19 protein-coding genes are annotated in these 16,016 nt (G+C 48.4%); 3 read left to right on the forward strand and 16 right to left on the reverse strand.

Annotated elements, in window-relative coordinates; genetic code table 11:
• The first annotated feature begins 136 nt into the window (after nt 1-136).
• A complete protein-coding gene (locus tag AC1DN5_RS08935) occupies nt 137-523 on the forward strand; it encodes a TIGR04086 family membrane protein (protein ID WP_016938805.1) in 387 nt (128 codons plus the stop codon).
• 51 nt (nt 524-574) lie between these two features.
• Here AC1DN5_RS08935 and yajC read toward each other — a convergent pair whose 3' ends face one another.
• The 13 genes from yajC to nadB all read right to left on the reverse strand — a co-directional run bounded on the left by yajC (nt 575) and on the right by nadB (nt 11,514).
• Nucleotides 575-835, reverse strand: coding sequence for a preprotein translocase subunit YajC (gene yajC, locus AC1DN5_RS08940; protein WP_012118091.1), 261 nt, complete (start codon nt 833-835; stop codon nt 575-577).
• Between the two features lie 30 nt (nt 836-865).
• Entirely contained in the window at nt 866-2,011 is a 1,146-nt protein-coding gene (gene tgt / locus AC1DN5_RS08945; protein WP_016938804.1) for a tRNA guanosine(34) transglycosylase Tgt, read from the reverse strand.
• Between the two features lie 27 nt (nt 2,012-2,038).
• On the reverse strand, nt 2,039-3,067 hold the full coding sequence (gene queA, locus AC1DN5_RS08950) for a tRNA preQ1(34) S-adenosylmethionine ribosyltransferase-isomerase QueA (RefSeq protein WP_366969659.1): 1,029 nt from the start codon (nt 3,065-3,067) through the stop codon (nt 2,039-2,041).
• 25 nt (nt 3,068-3,092) lie between these two features.
• The gene (locus AC1DN5_RS08955; RefSeq protein WP_003152687.1) at nt 3,093-3,293 is read right to left on the reverse strand and encodes a DUF2905 domain-containing protein; all 201 of its coding nucleotides are present in this window, start codon (nt 3,291-3,293) and stop codon (nt 3,093-3,095) included.
• Entirely contained in the window at nt 3,286-4,290 is a 1,005-nt protein-coding gene (ruvB, locus tag AC1DN5_RS08960; protein ID WP_045926484.1) for a Holliday junction branch migration DNA helicase RuvB, read from the reverse strand. Before ruvB ends, AC1DN5_RS08955 begins: the two co-directional genes overlap by 8 nt.
• Nucleotides 4,291-4,300: 10 nt before the next feature.
• The gene (gene ruvA / locus AC1DN5_RS08965) at nt 4,301-4,906 is read right to left on the reverse strand and encodes a Holliday junction branch migration protein RuvA (RefSeq protein WP_003152683.1); all 606 of its coding nucleotides are present in this window, start codon (nt 4,904-4,906) and stop codon (nt 4,301-4,303) included.
• A gap of 134 nt (nt 4,907-5,040) precedes the next feature.
• Entirely contained in the window at nt 5,041-5,517 is a 477-nt protein-coding gene (locus AC1DN5_RS08970; protein WP_032864880.1) for an intercompartmental signaling factor BofC, read from the reverse strand.
• Nucleotides 5,518-5,682: 165 nt separating this feature from the next.
• Nucleotides 5,683-5,802, reverse strand: a complete 120-nt coding sequence (locus AC1DN5_RS08975; RefSeq protein ID WP_016938800.1) for a hypothetical protein — start codon at nt 5,800-5,802, stop codon at nt 5,683-5,685.
• A 123-nt stretch (nt 5,803-5,925) separates the two neighbouring features.
• Nucleotides 5,926-6,519 carry a YhcN/YlaJ family sporulation lipoprotein gene (locus AC1DN5_RS08980; RefSeq protein ID WP_095241547.1) on the reverse strand — a complete coding sequence of 198 codons (594 nt, stop codon included), beginning with the start codon at nt 6,517-6,519 and terminating at the stop codon, nt 5,926-5,928.
• Between the two features lie 146 nt (nt 6,520-6,665).
• Nucleotides 6,666-7,886 carry a SafA/ExsA family spore coat assembly protein gene (gene safA / locus AC1DN5_RS08985; RefSeq protein ID WP_016938797.1) on the reverse strand — a complete coding sequence of 407 codons (1,221 nt, stop codon included), beginning with the start codon at nt 7,884-7,886 and terminating at the stop codon, nt 6,666-6,668.
• Between the two features lie 126 nt (nt 7,887-8,012).
• Nucleotides 8,013-9,116, reverse strand: a complete 1,104-nt coding sequence (gene nadA, locus AC1DN5_RS08990) for a quinolinate synthase NadA (protein WP_099744705.1) — start codon at nt 9,114-9,116, stop codon at nt 8,013-8,015.
• Nucleotides 9,116-9,967, reverse strand: coding sequence for a carboxylating nicotinate-nucleotide diphosphorylase (nadC, locus tag AC1DN5_RS08995; RefSeq protein WP_045926481.1), 852 nt, complete (start codon nt 9,965-9,967; stop codon nt 9,116-9,118). Before nadC ends, nadA begins: the two co-directional genes overlap by 1 nt.
• Entirely contained in the window at nt 9,949-11,514 is a 1,566-nt protein-coding gene (gene nadB / locus AC1DN5_RS09000) for an L-aspartate oxidase (RefSeq protein WP_366969128.1), read from the reverse strand. Before nadB ends, nadC begins: the two co-directional genes overlap by 19 nt.
• Nucleotides 11,515-11,618: 104 nt before the next feature.
• Here nadB and AC1DN5_RS09005 point away from each other — a divergent pair, with 104 nt between their 5' ends.
• Both AC1DN5_RS09005 and AC1DN5_RS09010 read left to right on the forward strand, forming a co-directional pair.
• Nucleotides 11,619-12,770, forward strand: a complete 1,152-nt coding sequence (locus AC1DN5_RS09005) for an IscS subfamily cysteine desulfurase (protein ID WP_366969127.1) — start codon at nt 11,619-11,621, stop codon at nt 12,768-12,770.
• Entirely contained in the window at nt 12,767-13,309 is a 543-nt protein-coding gene (locus AC1DN5_RS09010) for a transcription repressor NadR (RefSeq protein WP_366969126.1), read from the forward strand. Before AC1DN5_RS09005 ends, AC1DN5_RS09010 begins: the two co-directional genes overlap by 4 nt.
• Nucleotides 13,310-13,334: 25 nt before the next feature.
• Here AC1DN5_RS09010 and pheA read toward each other — a convergent pair whose 3' ends face one another.
• The 3 genes from pheA to obgE are packed head-to-tail and all read right to left on the reverse strand — an operon-like array spanning nt 13,335 to nt 15,991.
• Complete coding sequence (gene pheA / locus AC1DN5_RS09015; RefSeq protein WP_366969125.1) at nt 13,335-14,192, reverse strand: prephenate dehydratase; 858 nt, start codon at nt 14,190-14,192, stop codon at nt 13,335-13,337.
• 15 nt (nt 14,193-14,207) lie between these two features.
• The gene (thrR, locus tag AC1DN5_RS09020) at nt 14,208-14,651 is read right to left on the reverse strand and encodes a transcriptional regulator ThrR (protein ID WP_016938790.1); all 444 of its coding nucleotides are present in this window, start codon (nt 14,649-14,651) and stop codon (nt 14,208-14,210) included.
• Between the two features lie 53 nt (nt 14,652-14,704).
• Nucleotides 14,705-15,991, reverse strand: a complete 1,287-nt coding sequence (obgE, locus tag AC1DN5_RS09025; RefSeq protein WP_007408172.1) for a GTPase ObgE — start codon at nt 15,989-15,991, stop codon at nt 14,705-14,707.
• Nucleotides 15,992-16,016 lie beyond the last annotated feature (25 nt).

The following is a 16,016-nucleotide window of genomic DNA, read 5'->3' on the forward strand; positions in this document are numbered from 1 at the left end:
CGATCCGCTCTGTTTTATGTAAGAAATGAACTGAACATGATGCTTTTACGTCTAATCCGAACATTCAGAGAATACATTTAGAAAAAGACAGGCTCCGGCTTGTCATATCAGGCCGCAGAGCGGAGAGGAGATCAAAATGGAAGAAACGAAACAAGTGGGAAAAGGCGTCTTGTACGGCTTAGTGGCTATCTTTGCAGTGATGCTTCTTACGAGTCTGGCGATTTCACTGCTGCTGACGGTTACGTCAATGGAAGAGTCATCTTTCAGCTGGCTGGTCACCGCGCTTTCTTTTCTTTCTTTATTTGCCGGCGGTTTTATTTCCGGCGGCAAAGCAAAAGAAAAAGGCTGGATGATCGGAGCGTTAACCGCCGTTTGTTTCTCATTAATCATCTTGCTTTTTCAATATTTAGGGTTCGGAAAATCATTTACATCCGGTCAGCTTTTGTTTCATCTCGGCTTTTTGGGAGTCAGTATGCTGGGCGGGATTTTCGGAGTGAATTTGAAGGGAAGCAGATCAGCGTAATAAAAAAAGAGCGGATTCTCCGCTCTTTTTTAGTATGTATGAGCTTCGCTGTTATTCAGCAGAAGCTTCTCTGATTGCGCGGCGGTCAAATGTTAAACGGGTGTTATCACCGGTTTTAATGACGACCTTGCTTTCATCAATTGACTCAACAGTGCCGTGCAATCCTCCGATTGTCACCACTGAATCTCCTTTTTTCAGCTCTTCCTGCATCTGGCGTACGGCCTTCTGCTGCTTTTGCTGCGGACGGATGAGCAGGAAATAAAGCACTGCAAACATCAAAATAATAGGAACGATTGTACCTAAAGTACCCATCTGTTACCCTCCTTTCAAAAATGGTTTTATTTAGAAGCTTTTCGCATTTGGCTTATTATAGCCGTAACGCTCAAAGAACTCTTCTCGGAAATCACCAAGACGATCCTCTCGGATAGCTTGTCTGACCTGCTCCATTAAGTGTAACAGAAAATGAAGGTTATGGTAAGTTGTTAATCGAATTCCAAACGTTTCATTGCAGCGGATCAAATGTCTGATGTAAGCACGGGAGTAATTTTTGCATGTATGACAGCTGCACTCTTCGTCAATCGGTCGGAAATCGCGCTCATATTTGGCGTTTTTCATGTTCAGACGCCCTTCATTCGTGAACACCGTGCCGTTTCGGGCGATCCGGGTCGGCAGCACGCAGTCAAACATATCCACGCCGCGGATGGCGCCGTCAATTAAGGCATCCGGTGAACCGACCCCCATTAAATATCTCGGCTTGTCCTTCGGTAAAAGCGGAGTTGTAAACTCAAGCACTCTGTTCATGACGTGCTTCGGCTCGCCGACAGATAATCCGCCTATGGCATAACCCGGAAAATCAAGTGAAACCAGGTCTTTGGCACTTTGTGTCCGCAAGTCTTCATACTCTCCGCCCTGTACGATTCCGAACAGCCCCTGCTCATCAGAGCGCCCGTGCGCCTCCAGGCAGCGTTCCGCCCAGCGGCTGGTCCGTTCCACAGAGCGTTTCATGTAATCATACTCTGCCGGATACGGAGGACATTCATCAAACGCCATCATGATATCAGAACCGAGGGCGTTTTGAATTTCCATCGCTTTTTCCGGAGATAAAAACAGCTTGTCTCCGTTTAAGTGATTGCGGAAATGTACGCCTTCTTCTTCTATATTACGAAACTTGCTCAATGAAAAGACCTGAAAACCGCCGGAATCCGTTAAAATCGCGCGGTCCCAGTTCATAAACTGATGAAGCCCGCCCGCTTCTTTTACAATGTCATGTCCGGGGCGGAGCCATAAATGGTACGTATTGCTTAAAATAATACCCGCATCCATAGATTTCAGCTCGTCCGGAGACATCGTCTTTACCGTAGCAAGCGTGCCGACCGGCATAAATACAGGCGTCTCAAAGGAGCCGTGGGGCGTATGAACTCTGCCCAGGCGCGCTCCCGTTTGTTTGCATTCCTTTATAAATTCATAACGTATCGGTTGTTCAGCCACTTTGTATGAGGCCTCCTGTCATTCAAATTAGATAATCAGCATGGCGTCGCCAAAGCTGAAGAAACGATATTCCTCTTCTACCGCATGACGGTAGGCGGAAAGAACATGCTCTCTGCCGGCAAGCGCAGAAACAAGCATGATAAGCGAAGATTTCGGCAGGTGAAAATTGGTGATCATGCCGTCAATCGCTTTAAATTCATATCCCGGATAAATGAAGATCGACGTCCAGCCGCTTGAAGCGGTAAATACGCCGTCATGCTCGCCGGCAATGGTTTCAAGGGTGCGCGTGGATGTCGTCCCGACTGACACGATGCGCCCTCCCGACTTTCTGATCTCGTTTAAAGAGGCGGCGGTTTCTTCCGTCATTTCATAAAATTCCGCGTGCATGTTATGCTCTTCCACATCATCCGCACTGACTGGGCGGAATGTGCCGAGTCCAACATGCAGGGTGATAAATTCAATCCGCACACCCTTTTGCTTCAGCTCGTCCAGAATCTCTTCCGTAAAATGAAGTCCGGCAGTCGGGGCTGCGGCGGACCCGATTTCTTTTGAAAAGACGGTCTGATACCGCTCTTTATCATCAAGCTGCTCTTTAATGTAAGGAGGAAGCGGCATTTCACCGAGCGATTCAAGCACTTCGTAAAAAATCCCGTCATACCGGAATTCTATTTTCCGGCCGCCGTGATCAAGTTCCTCCGTGCAGACCGCTGTCAGCCGGCCGTCCCCAAATGTCAGGACCGTTCCTTTTTTTACGCGTTTCGCCGGCTTTACAAGCGTTTCCCATGTGTCATTCTCTTCCTGTTTTAACAACAGGAGCTCCACTTTCGCTCCCGTATCTTCTTTTGTGCCGAATAATCTGGCAGGGAGCACGCGGGTATTGTTCAAGACGAGACAATCCCCTTCTTTAAAAAAGCTGACAATCTCTTTAAATGAACTGTCCGTCAGCACGCCCGTCTGTTTGTCAAGCACCATCAGCCGTGATGCGTCACGCTCTTTCAGCGGCACTTGGGCAATGAGGCGTTCAGGCAGTTCAAAATCAAATAAATCGACTTTCATCATTTCACCTTTATTCTGTCTATTGTTATTTCATTCTGCCGAAAAAATTGAGCAGGATGGATAGTATCACACTGATTACAATACAAGTAACAACGGGAAAGAAAAATGTGACATTTCCCTTTTTAACGAAAATATCTCCGGGCAGCCGTCCGACAAAGTGCCAGACTGCGCCGGCAATAAGCAAAACAGCACCGAGAACCATGAGAACCTTCGGAAAATCAGTCACAGGCGGGCGCCTCCAATCGAAAATGCTCATATACAGCCGGGGTCACGACCCGTCCCCTCGGCGTTCTCTGAAGAAATCCGATCTGCAGCAGATACGGTTCGTACACATCCTCTATTGTATGCGGTTCTTCGCCGATTGTCGCGGAAATCGTATCAAGGCCGACCGGACCGCCGCTGAATTTTTCAATCATGCCCATCAGCAGCTTATGGTCAATATGATCAAGGCCGAGCGCATCGACTTGAAGACGTTCGAGCGCGTCGTGAGCGATTTCTTCAGTGATGCGGCTGTCGCCAAGCACCTGGGCAAAATCTCTCACTCTTCTGAGAAGCCGGTTTGCAACCCGCGGCGTTCCCCTTGACCGTCTGGCGATTTCCAGAGCCGGCGCTTCTTCGATATCCACTTCAAATACTTCAGCCGTTCGTGACACGATATCTGTCAGCTCTTCCTGCGTATAGTATTCAAGGCGCGACAGCACCCCGAACCGGTCTCTGAGCGGTGCGGTCAATAATCCCACCCTGGTCGTCGCTCCTACCAGCGTAAAAGGCGGAAGGTCAAGACGGACGGATCGGGCGGACGGGCCTTTACCAATGACGATATCAAGGCAGAAATCCTCCATCGCCGGGTACAGCACTTCTTCAATTGAACGGTTCAGCCTGTGAATTTCGTCTATAAACAGCACATCACCGGGTTCGAGCGCCGTCAGAATGGCTGCCAAGTCTCCCGGCCTTTCAATGGCCGGCCCTGACGTTGTCCGCATCTCCACACCCATCTCATTGGCCACGATCGACGCAAGCGTTGTTTTTCCGAGACCCGGAGGCCCGTATAAAAGAACGTGGTCAAGGGTTTCCTGCCTCATTTTCGCCGCATCGATAAACACGCGCAGATTTTCTTTCACCTTCTTTTGGCCGATGTACTGGGCGAGATTCTGCGGCCTGAGGCTTTGCTCGATTATTGATTCATGGCTGTCTGCTTCACTTGAAACGAGCCGTTCATCCATGAACATCACCTTACTTTAATAATTTTTGCAATGCTTTTTTCACATATTGATCTGTTGAAAGCGCCGTTTCCTCTTTTAAGTGAGGAAGCACTTTTTTAATTTCTTTTTCGGCGTAGCCGAGAACCCTGAGCGCTTCAAGCGCCTCGTCAAGCGCCGTTTCAGCCTCTTGTTTTTCAATGCGCGCTTCATGATTGAACAAGTTGTCAATCATTTCAGGCACGACATCGGCCAGTTTGCCTTTTAAATCAAGAATAATCTGCCGCGCCGTCTTTTTGCCCACACCCGGAAATTTCACCAAAAAGGCTTCATCTTCCTGTTCAATCGCTTCGATGACGGCTCCCGGATCACCGGAACCGAGAATGGCGAGCGCCCCTTTCGGCCCGATGCCGGTGACGTTCAGCAGCTTTGTGAAAAGCGCTTTTTCTTCCCTGGTTGAAAAGCCGTACAGAGAAAAGGCGTCTTCTTTTATATGATGATACGTAAAAATGGTCTCTTGATTGCTTACCTTATAAATAAACGGATTCGGCGTGAAGACCTGATAGCCGATTCCGCCGTTTTCAATCACGATGTATTGGGGAGATACGTAATCAATCGTCCCCTTCACGAATTCAATCACACCTATTCACCTCTTTGACTGCTTATCATTGTAACACAAAAACAGCCAAAGTCTTATAGAAAAGTTAACGTATGTTCGCTTTGACACCTTCCGTTCAGAAAAAAAAGACATGTGTCACATGTCTTGCGTCAAAGTCAGCCGCTGTAAGTCTTAATATGATCGATCACGCTCTCAAACTCCGCTTTTGTCCTGTACGGTATACCATGTTCCAAATGCTTTTGCAATCGGCTTTCCAACCGCTCTAAATCAATTTGGAAGAAAGACTGGATCGGCTCCGACAGCGATCCGGGACGGCCGTGAAAAGTGGAAATCACCCCTCCGTCCGTGACACCGATATAACCGTTTACCTTACTGAGCGGAGAAATATCATCAACATGCTTACGGAAAAGGACGAAGCCTTTTTTCTGCTCAACGAGCGTCCAGCCGGCGTATGCGGCCCAAAAGTCTTCCATCGCCAAAACGGTTTCATCCGTATGTTCGATGCCGACATCACCGTCAAGATAAACCTTTTCCAGCTGGACGTGCACCCGAAGCGGCCCGTAATGCTCGACCTCTGCCCCGTATGCACTGTTTCCTCCGCAAATCAGGACTGCAGCTGATAAGATAAGCATAAATAAAAGACGCCCACCGTAAATTCGTTTCACCAATAACACCTCTTTATTCAATCAAACTCTTGATGCTAGTTTGACCAAAGATGCCGGTGCTTAACCGTTTTCTTTCTTTTGACGGTTTCGCCGAAAAAAAAGCAGCCCTCTTATGAAGACTGCCCCGCTTTATTATGCCCGGCAGGCTGATATCAGTTTCATCTGTCCGGGCGTCAGTTTGAGTCGGTATCCTCTTACAGTCAAATACACAGTTTTTGTCCCGCAGCTTTTGTCGCGCTCCGTTTTTTTCATCCCGGCTCCTCCGTTACATTTTATTTTGCTTTAATGTTAACAGCGCAATATAAAGAGCGTTTTAAGACTATGTAAAGAAATGATGAAAAAATACTGCCGGATGAAATCATCCGGCAGTCCCGTCTAACGGCTGTTTTTGTTCATGTCTTGAAGCTTTGTAAAAGTGGCGTTATCAGTAAATACTTGAATTGCGCGGCCGTCCGCGAATTTTTTGGCTGCATGTTTGACATGTTTATCATCATTTTTCGTGAAAGGATGATTTGTTCTGACAGCAATGACGACTCTCGTGTCAGTTACGACGACCTGACTATCCTGTACGCCTTTTACTTTTTTCACGCGGTTTGCAATTTTTGCCGCCATTCTAATGTTTTCGGCGTTGTCATACCCATTATAAGACATAGAGGCCGGCGGCGTATTGGCGTTGCGGCCATTATATGTGCCGTCCGTTGTTAACGGAACCCCGTTATTCGGCGCATTTCGGTAAGACACGTTTGTCGTATCCCGGCGGCCGTTTCGGTTTTCCATCATTTCGGAAACAGGTCCTTGATGGTCCATTCCGTACTGGCGTCTGCCGTTATCATTGTCATTTGAATAATACCCGACCGGACGTGTTGTCTGATTGTAGCGTCCGTCATTCATGGCATTATTTGCTCCGCATGCCGTTAAACTTGCAGTCACGGCTAAAACGCCTGCGATTGTCATCAGTTTTTTGCCCAATGGAAAAACCCCCCGTGGATTCATCGCTGTGTGAGCGTTTTCCGCTCATGTTTAGGATGTGCGGCCGGCGGCGGGTTTAAGCTTGTCAGTTATGTCCATTCTTCTTCGGACATAAAAAAAGGAACGACATACATCGTCCCGACAGATTAGTCTTCATCTTCCTCCGGCCGTCCGAATACTTGATTTGGACTCGGCTGATTCGGCGCGGCATTGGGATTTGCTCCGCCGTAAGGCATAAAATATCCGGCATTTGCGCCCATATTCGGATATGGCTGCACAGGCATATTGGCGTGATGGTGATGTGAACCATGATGATGTGAACCGTGGTGGTGATGATGGTGATGATGCGAATCATTGCAGCCGCAATCATCGTCCTTAAATTTCCCATCGTGATGCGGCTCGTTTGCGTAATGTGATGAATAGCCGCCGTAATACGGCATATGTCCGTATGGAGCACCGCCGAAACCAGATGTAAAACCATCAAAATGCTCTGCATTTTCATGGGCCTCGTTTTCATATTCACCGTAACCCGCTTGCGGCCCAAATCCCGGGTGATGGAATCCGTGATGATGGAATCCGTACGGTAACGGCATCGGCATTACCGGAAAGCCTCCATAACCTCCTCCAAAACCGCCGAAACCTCCGCCTACCGGGAAGCACGGATGGCATAATCCCGAACCCGGCAGCATCGGTGTCACCGGAACCGGACAAGGACAAGGCATGCACGGAATCGGATAATGCATAAAAGGCGGTTCAACGGCCGGCATATTCGGAAATGGGACATTCGGGATGTTTGGCATGTTCGGCAGATGATAAGCTGCGTTTTCTTCTTCCATCTTTCCGGCTTCAGGCGCCTTTGGCATATTCGGGTAATTCGCGTTTTCCATGTTGATCATTTCCTCCTGTTGTGGAATGTTATTGTCATGCTCTTTTTCTTTCGGCTCGACAAAATGTGTCACCGGTTCCTCCGGCTTAGGAGGCGACCACGGCTGAAACAGCTGATTGGTCGGATAATACTGATTCATATCAGCTTCCGGCAGCACATTTTCATGCTTTTCAGAGATCGGCGGCACATACGGAATTGACGGCTTTGGTTCTTCCGGTATGGTGTCTTCGATATCCACAACTGATTTCGGTTTTTCTTTGGCATATGGATGCTCATGCTTATGCGCAGACGTTCCGAAGTTTGCCTTTGGTTCTTTTCTGACCGGAACGGCTTCTGAAGGCACCTTTATCTTCATTCCAGGCATAATTAAGTCTGGATTGCTCAGCTGATTATTCAATTTCTTTAATTCTTCAAAATCAACTCCGTATTTTTCAGCTATTTTCCAGAGCGAATCGCCTTTTTGAACGATATGAATTTTCAACGTTTTCCCCTCCTATGCACAAAACGTGAACGGTACATTTGTCATTACAATACGTTTCTTCACACTATATGCAGGCGAGCTGGGCATGATGATAAAAAATTTGGAAAGGAGGGGAGTTTTTTATTTTTACGTATGGCTCAGCATTCTGTTCAACGCACGAAGCGCTTCTGTCCGAACCGCTTCCGGAACCTTAATGACACCCTTCGGCTCACCTTTTTCAAGCTGCTCAAGCGACCACAATAAATGCGGAAGGTCGATTCTGTTCATTGTCAGACACGGACACATATCCGGATTCAGTGATTCAATCTGTTTATCCGGGTGCGATTGAATGAGGCGCTGCACAAGATTCATTTCCGTGCCGACAGCCCACTTGCTTCCCGGCTCAGCCTGTTCAATCGTATCAATAATGTATTTGGTAGATCCGCTGTCATCACTTAGTGAGACCACTTCCCGCGAACATTCCGGGTGAACGATAATACGGATGTCAGAATCCCGCTGCCGCAGCTGAGAAATATTTTCCGCTGTGAATTTTTCGTGTACGGAGCAATGTCCTTTCCAAAGAATGACCTTAATGTTTTCCGGGTGGTCTGTAAGCAATCGGTTCTGAGCCGGATCCCATACAGCCATTTCTGTCAGCGGAATGCCGAGGTCATATGCTGTATTTCTGCCTAAATGCTGATCCGGCAAAAATAAAATTCTTTCCTTTTGTTTAAAGGCCCATTCCAGCACGCTCCGGGCATTCGAAGAAGTGACGGTTGCTCCGCCGTGCCGCCCGACGAATGCTTTAATTTCCGCCGTCGAGTTAACATATGTTAACGGAATGATGGTGTTACCGTACAGCTCTTGAAGCTCTTGCCATGCTTTATCTGTCTGCTGTATATCAGCCATATCAGCCATCGAACAGCCGGCACGCATATCGGGCAAAATGACGGTTTGGTTATCATCAGTCAGCATATCAGCCGTTTCCGCCATAAAATGCACGCCGCAAAACACAATATATTCCGCATCTTTATTTTTTTCGGCTGCTTGGGCAAGCTGCAGGGAGTCACCGGCAGTATCGGCGAATTGTATCACTTCATCTTTTTGATAGTGATGTCCCGGAATGAACAGACGTTTTCCGAAGGACCGTTTAATCGCGGCGACCCGCTCCTCCATTTCTTCGGTACTCAAGTTTTTATAATGGCTCGGCATCATGTCAGCTGATGCAGTTAACACGTCAAAGATAGACATTATGAAAAATCCCCCTGTTCCGCCGCCGCAACATCCATGCTGATATCGGCGCTTTTTACTGAATGAGTCAGAAATCCGAGTGAAATATATTGTACGCCTGTTCCTCTATAAGCAGGCAATGTGTCGAGCGTTATGCCTCCGGATGCTTCCGTTTTGATATGGGCCGGTGTCATGGCTGCAAAACGCCGGACGGTCTCAGGCGGACAGTTGTCAAACATAATAACGTCTGCGCCCGCTTCTATTGCCTCCAGCAGCTGCTCTTCGGATTCGATTTCGACTTCTGCCGCAAGCATTTGCCCCGCAGCTTTTCTCGCCCGCTCCATGGCCGCCTTTATCGATCCGCAGGCGGCAATATGATTATCTTTAATCATGATGCCGTCATATAGGCCGAAGCGGTGATTACAGCCGCCGCCGATCCGGACGGCGTATTTTTCCAGCATTCTGAGCCCCGGTGTCGTTTTTCTCGTATCACAAAGCTTAATGGACGAATCATCAAGACGCCTTTTGGCCTCATCCGTCATTGTCGCAATGCCTGACATTCTTTGGATAAGATTCAGGATGACACGCTCCCCCGTTAGAAGAGCCGCCGCCGGGCCTTCCATTTCAGCAAGCACGTCCCCTTTTTTCATCCGTTCTCCGTCTTTTTTCAGAGAGCGGACGCGGATATCGTTGTTTAAAAGCTTCCACCCTTCACGGATAACGGCTTCTCCGGCAAACACACCGTCTGTTTTTGCGATAATCTCCGCCTTACATTGCTGATCCGAAAAAATTGCTTGTGACGTTACGTCACCCGTTCCGATATCTTCCTGAAAAAAATGTGTCAGCATTTGCTTCAGCTGCAGAATGTCCATATTTCTCCAATCCCTTCGTTTTTTCTGATAACTGTTCCTGATGTTGAATGAATGATTTGTTTTCCATGCCACTCTTTCTCTGTCCCGGGAAAATCAGCGCGAAAATGGGCGCCTCTGCTTTCCTCCCGGATAAGAGCAGAAGATACGGCGAGTTGTGCGGTCTGCCATAAGCAGGACAGCTCGGCTTGTTCCGTTGTGATATCCTTCACATTCATATGATGAACAGGTACTTTGTTAAGCCAGAATGCCAGCGCCTGCATGTTTTCTTTATCTCTGACGATGCCCGCTCCGGCTGTCATTTTGGCTTGGAGCATGTGAAGCGTTGTATCCGGCACTTGTAAGATGACGTCAGATTTTTTCGAAGCTTTTTTATATCTTCCGTTTAACGGTGTTTGAATGATATGTTCCGCACACCTTTGTCCGCTTGCCAAGGCTTCCAGCAGCGAGTTGCTCGCAAGCCGGTTTGCCCCGTGCAGGCCTGTGCAGGCGGTCTCGCCTATGGCGTAGAGATCAGGCACAGACGTTTTCCCCCATGTATCGGTTTTTACTCCGCCCATTAAAAAATGCATCCCCGGGGCTACGGGAATTCCGCTTTCAATATCAACGCCGGCTGTTTTACAAATTTCTGTTATGGTCGGAAAACGTTTGTTAAAATCGGCGATTCGGCTGCAATTCATGTAAACTGGATTTTCTTTCATTATTTCTTCGAAAATCGCCCGTGAAACGACATCCCTCGGCGCCAAATCTTCAAGCGCGTGTCTGCCCGTCATGATTCTGCGCCCTGAACGATCCGTTAAATATCCGCCTTCCCCTCTCACAGCTTCAGAAATCAGCCCGTACACAGTCCCGTTTTTCACAAGGAGGGTCGGATGAAACTGGGTGAACTCCATATCCGTGATCTCTGCTCCCGCACGTAAGGCAAGAGCGATGCCGTCTCCCGTTATGGCGGAATCATTTGTATGATACTGATACAGACTGCCGCAGCCGCCTGATGCAAGCACTACGCAATCCGCTCTTCTGTAAGAAACGGAGCCTGAAGCATCCTTTACGGCAACGCCCGCGCACCGTCCGTGTTCAATCAGAAGCTCAACAGCCGTTACGTGTTCAATGATCCGTATGCCGTCCCTCAGCTGCCGAAGCAGATACTCAACCAAAATCCGCCCGGTCGCATCTCCCCCGGCATGCAGAATTCGTCTTTTGGAATGAGCGCCTTCCCTGCCGAGACAAAATGTTCCGTCTGATTTCGTATCAAATGGAAATTGACTTTCTATCAGCCTGTTTATCATGCTTTGTCCGCTTTGCAGCAAATCCCGCACGGCTGTCACGTCATTATGGCCGCAGCCCGCATACAGTGTATCGTTCACATGGGAGTCAATGGAGTCATCTTCTGCATATGAAACAGCAATCCCGCCTTGAGCATAATGCGAATTGCTGTTTGTTACGTTTCTTTTCGTTATGACGGTCACTTGGTATGACGGAGGAAATGCAGAAGCACAGGCAAGGGCCGCCGTCCCCGAACCAATGATGATAATTGTTTTTCCAGACATAATCACCCTCCTGTTATATTTACACCTGTCTTGACACCTATATTTACACAAGGATAAAATAAACTCAAGCTTTTTTTAACATAAACGGATAGGAGACGGCTTGTATGATTTATCTTGATTATGCGGCGGGAGCGCCTTTAAGCCAAAAAGCCGCGGAAGTCTTTCAGCATCTCAGTACAGAAGTTTTCGGAAATGCAAGCAGCCTTCATGATGCCGGAGGGAGAGCGGCGGATGTGCTGGAATATTGCAGACAGTCTGCAGGAAAATTGATCGGCGGAGCGTCAGACGGCATTTATTTTACAAGCGGCGGCACGGAAGCGAACATTCTGGCCGTCCAATCATTGCTGCATGGTCTTCCCTCTCACAAAAAACATTTTATTACGACCGCAATGGAACACCATTCGATCCATAATGCCGCGGCGTTTTTAACTGATCAGGGAATTGAAGTCACTGTCATTTACCCCGACAGAAACGGCCTTATAACCGAGGACATATTGGCGGCTCATATCCGTCCTGATACAGGGCTTGTTTCTATACAGCACGCCAATTCAGAAATCGGTCTCATCCAGCCATTGGATCGCCTGGCCGCTTTTCTTCACCATCGAAACATTTTGCTTCATTGCGATTGTGTTCAAAGTTTCGGCAAACTGCCGATTGATGCAGATCAGACGGGAATCGATGCCCTTTCCGTCTCCGGTCATAAAGTATACGGCCCGAAAGGCACCGGGGCTGTTTACATTCGGCCCGGCGTCAGCTGGAAGCCGGTTTATCCGCATACCGTGCATGAAAACGGGTTCAGGCCCGGTACCGTGAATGTACCGGCCATCGGCGCTTTTACCGCTGCTGCGGAGTATGCAGTGAAACACATGGCGGAACACCGTGAGCATGCAGAGAGGCTGAGGAAATATTTTTATGAACAAATCCGGCTTCAGGGCCTCCCTATTACATTTTCGGAGAAAGAAACCGACGGTGAATGCCTGCCCCACATTGTCGGGTGTTTTTTTCACTCCTTTGAAGGACAATATGTTATGTTAGAATGTAATCGTAATGATATTTGCATCTCAACCGGGAGCGCATGTTCCGCCGGCAGTCACGGCCCTTCTTCAGCTATGAAGGCGCTGAGAAAAACCGAACGGGAAGCGCGGCAGTTTTTCCGGATCTCATTCGGAAATGAAACAACATGTGAACAGCTCGATATGCTGATACATACACTTACGGCGCTATGGGAGCAAAAGAAAGGAGAATCAGCAATTTGACAGAAGGAACGAAGCTTACGGGGGCGAAAAGACGCGACATGCTGCTTCAATGGCTGAAAGAAGCCGGCTCACCATTAACAGGGGGCGAATTGGCCAAAAAAGCAAATGTCTCAAGACAGGTGATCGTACAAGATATATCACTCTTGAAAGCAAAAAGCGAACCGATTATCGCAACGAGCCAAGGCTATTTATACATCAGCATGAATGCCGGCAGCGAAAAAAACGCCGAACGGATTGTCGCCTGCCTGCACGGCCCGGAGCGGACGGAAGAAGAGCTTGAACTCATCGTCGATGAAGGGGTCACCATAAAGGACGTCATCATTGAACACCCCGTATACGGCGATTTAACCGCTGCCATAAGAGTCAGCACACGGAAAGAAGTTAAACAATTCATGGATCACATTAACTCGACAAATGCCGCTTACCTTTCACAACTGACAGGAGGCGTGCATCTCCATACATTAAGCGCGCCGACGAAAGAGCGGATTGATCAAGCCTGCCAAGCCTTAGACGAGGCGGGTATATTAATAAAAGATTAAAAAAAAGCCCCCAGAAGGGCTTTTTTTATATCGAATAGGATTGATATGTTCCCAGAAGCTTGACCCGGCAGCCGAGGGCTTCCATCTCTTGAACGGCTCCGGGAATGAGCACCTGATCCATCGCCTGTTCAATATCAATGATAAAGAAATAGTTGCCGAGACCCGTTTTTGTCGGGCGCGATTCGATCTTTGATAAATTCAGGTTTCTCCATGAAAAAGCGGACAGCACCCTGTGCAGTGCGCCTGATTGGTCATCTTGGGGAAGCATCACCATCATCGTCGTTTTTGATCTTGATGACAGTTTTGCATTCACTTCAAATGAGACGTCTTTTTCAGGCGAAAGAATGACGAATCTCGTGTGGTTATCCTGATAATCCTGAATATCCCGTTTCACGATGCTCAATCCGTATGTAGCAGCCGCCATTTCATTCGCAATCACGCCGATCGGAAGTTCCGGATGCTCACTCACATACTTAGCAGCCGCACCTGTTGACTTCGCATACTCATAAGGAACAGACGAAAAATGCCGATGAAGAAATTTGTGGCATTGCGCAATCGCATGTGAATGAGAAAAAATTTTCTCAAGCTTTTTCCACTCATTTTCTCTCGAAGGGTGAACGAGCAGGTGCTGGTAAATCGGCAGCGTCATTTCCCCCACAATCGCAAGAGGCTGCTCATGAATCAAATAGTCAATCGTTAAGTTAACCGATCCCTCCAGCGCGTTTTCCAAAGGAACAAATGCAAGATCCACTTCTCCCGCAACCGCCGCATCCATGCACGCAGGTATTGTATGATAAGGTGCTTGTGTCACGCTGTTTTGAAAGCAGGAACTGACTGCTAGATGTGTAAATGTGGCTTCTGGCCCTAAATAACCGACTCTCATGTTTCTCTTCTCTCCTTACGCGCCTGACCCTAAGATCTCAACTTTTTCTATAAAATCAAATTTTCTCAGTTTATTCATTAACGTATGAATGTTTTCTTCCATTGCGGATGTGCTGATTGAGAGCGTGACATTCGCCCTGCCCTGAAGCGGAATCGACTGGTGAATGGAAAGCACGTTGCTTCCTGAGTCAGCCACCGCCTGCAAAAGCTGGGACAACGCGCCTGACCGATCCTCCAAATGAAAGAAAAGTGTGATTATTTGTTCTTTAACCATCGTGTAAAAAGGGAAAACCGCATCTCGGTATTTGTAAAAAGCGCTTCTGCTTAAATCAACTTTCTGCACGGCATCTGCAACCGATTCAGCCTTTTTTCTGTCCAGCAGTTTTTTGACTTCAAGGGTTTTCCGCATCGCATCAGGCAGAACGTCTTCACGCACTAAATAAAATGTCTCTTCTTTCACCTGCACCCCTCCCTCTTACATCAGAGAGCCTGCATCGCAAGCTCTCCGTCTTTTTAATCAATAAATTCAAATTCAAATTCCAGAAGCCGGATGATATCGCCATCTTTAGCCCCGCGTTCTCTGAGCGCTTCATCAACGCCCATTCCACGCATCTGTCTTGCAAAACGCTTGACGGATTCGTCACGGGAGAAGTCAGTCATTTTAAAGAGGCGTTCCAGACTGTCACCTGAAAGCACAAACGCACCGTCCGGATCACGGGTAATGTTAAATGGAATTTCTTCATCTTCCATCGTGTACATCACGCGGTTTTCCGCCAATTCTTCTTCATCATACAGCGGGAATTCAGGCGTTGTTTCCAGCTGGTTGGCGACTTCAAACAGAAGATCGCGGAGCCCTTCTCTCGTCACCGCGCTGATCGGGAAGACAGGATGGTCATCCTGAAGCTTTTCTTTAAACGCTTTAAGATTTTCAGCCGCTTCTGGCATGTCCATTTTATTCGCAACGATAATTTGCGGACGCTCCGTCAGCCGCAGATTGTATTCACTGAGCTCCTGATTAATGGTCACATAATCCTCATACGGATCACGGCCTTCCATCGCTGACATGTCAATGACATGAACGATGACGCGCGTCCGTTCGATATGGCGGAGAAATTGGTGGCCTAAGCCGACTCCTTCGTGCGCTCCTTCAATCAGGCCGGGCAGATCCGCCATGACGAAGCTTCTTCCGTCATCCGTTTCCACCATGCCCAGATTCGGAACAAGCGTTGTAAAATGATAATCGGCGATTTTCGGCTTTGCCGATGAAACGACAGACAGAAGCGTAGATTTTCCGACGCTCGGGAAGCCGACGAGACCTACGTCTGCAAGCACCTTCAGTTCAAGCACGATATAGCGCTCTTTTCCGGGCTCTCCGTGCTCTGACAGCTGCGGTGCCGGGTTAGCCGGTGTCGCAAAACGGGTATTCCCGCGTCCGCCGCGTCCGCCTTTTGCGATGACGGCGCGCTGTCCGTGTTCAGTCAGATCGGCAATGACCTGTTTTGTATCGTCATCCGTAACGACTGTGCCGGGCGGAACTTTAACAACCATATCGTCCGCGTTTCTGCCGTGCTGGTTTTTAGACATGCCGTGCTCGCCGCGTATCGCTTTGAAATGGCGCTGGTACCGGAAGTCCATAAGCGTGCGCAATCCTTCATCAACCTCAAAGACGACGTCGCCTCCATTCCCTCCGTCACCGCCGGCAGGACCGCCTTTCGGCACATATTTTTCACGGCGGAACGCAACCATTCCGTTACCGCCGTCGCCGCCTTTTACATATACTTTCACCTGATCTACAAACATAATATCCTCCGTTCTAAACCGTAAA

The organism is Bacillus sp. 01N42_2 (assembly GCF_056399565.1).

Bases quoted from the DNA above. Each gene is read 5' to 3' on its own strand.
- AC1DN5_RS08935 (WP_016938805.1), top strand. From the start codon at position 137: ATGGAAGAAACGAAACAAGTGGGAAAAGGCGTCTTGTACGGCTTAGTG.
- yajC (WP_012118091.1), bottom strand. From the start codon at position 835: ATGGGTACTTTAGGTACAATCGTTCCTATTATTTTGATGTTTGCAGTG.
- queA (WP_366969659.1), bottom strand. From the start codon at position 3,067: ATGAAAGTCGATTTATTTGATTTTGAACTGCCTGAACGCCTCATTGCC.
- ruvB (WP_045926484.1), bottom strand. From the start codon at position 4,290: ATGGATGAACGGCTCGTTTCAAGTGAAGCAGACAGCCATGAATCAATA.
- AC1DN5_RS08970 (WP_032864880.1), bottom strand. From the start codon at position 5,517: ATGCTTATCTTATCAGCTGCAGTCCTGATTTGCGGAGGAAACAGTGCA.
- AC1DN5_RS08975 (WP_016938800.1), bottom strand. From the start codon at position 5,802: ATGAAAAAAACGGAGCGCGACAAAAGCTGCGGGACAAAAACTGTGTAT.
- nadA (WP_099744705.1), bottom strand. From the start codon at position 9,116: ATGTCTATCTTTGACGTGTTAACTGCATCAGCTGACATGATGCCGAGC.
- nadC (WP_045926481.1), bottom strand. From the start codon at position 9,967: ATGGACATTCTGCAGCTGAAGCAAATGCTGACACATTTTTTTCAGGAA.
- nadB (WP_366969128.1), bottom strand. From the start codon at position 11,514: ATGTCTGGAAAAACAATTATCATCATTGGTTCGGGGACGGCGGCCCTT.
- AC1DN5_RS09005 (WP_366969127.1), top strand. From the start codon at position 11,619: ATGATTTATCTTGATTATGCGGCGGGAGCGCCTTTAAGCCAAAAAGCC.
- pheA (WP_366969125.1), bottom strand. From the start codon at position 14,192: ATGAGAGTCGGTTATTTAGGGCCAGAAGCCACATTTACACATCTAGCA.
- obgE (WP_007408172.1), bottom strand. From the start codon at position 15,991: ATGTTTGTAGATCAGGTGAAAGTATATGTAAAAGGCGGCGACGGCGGT.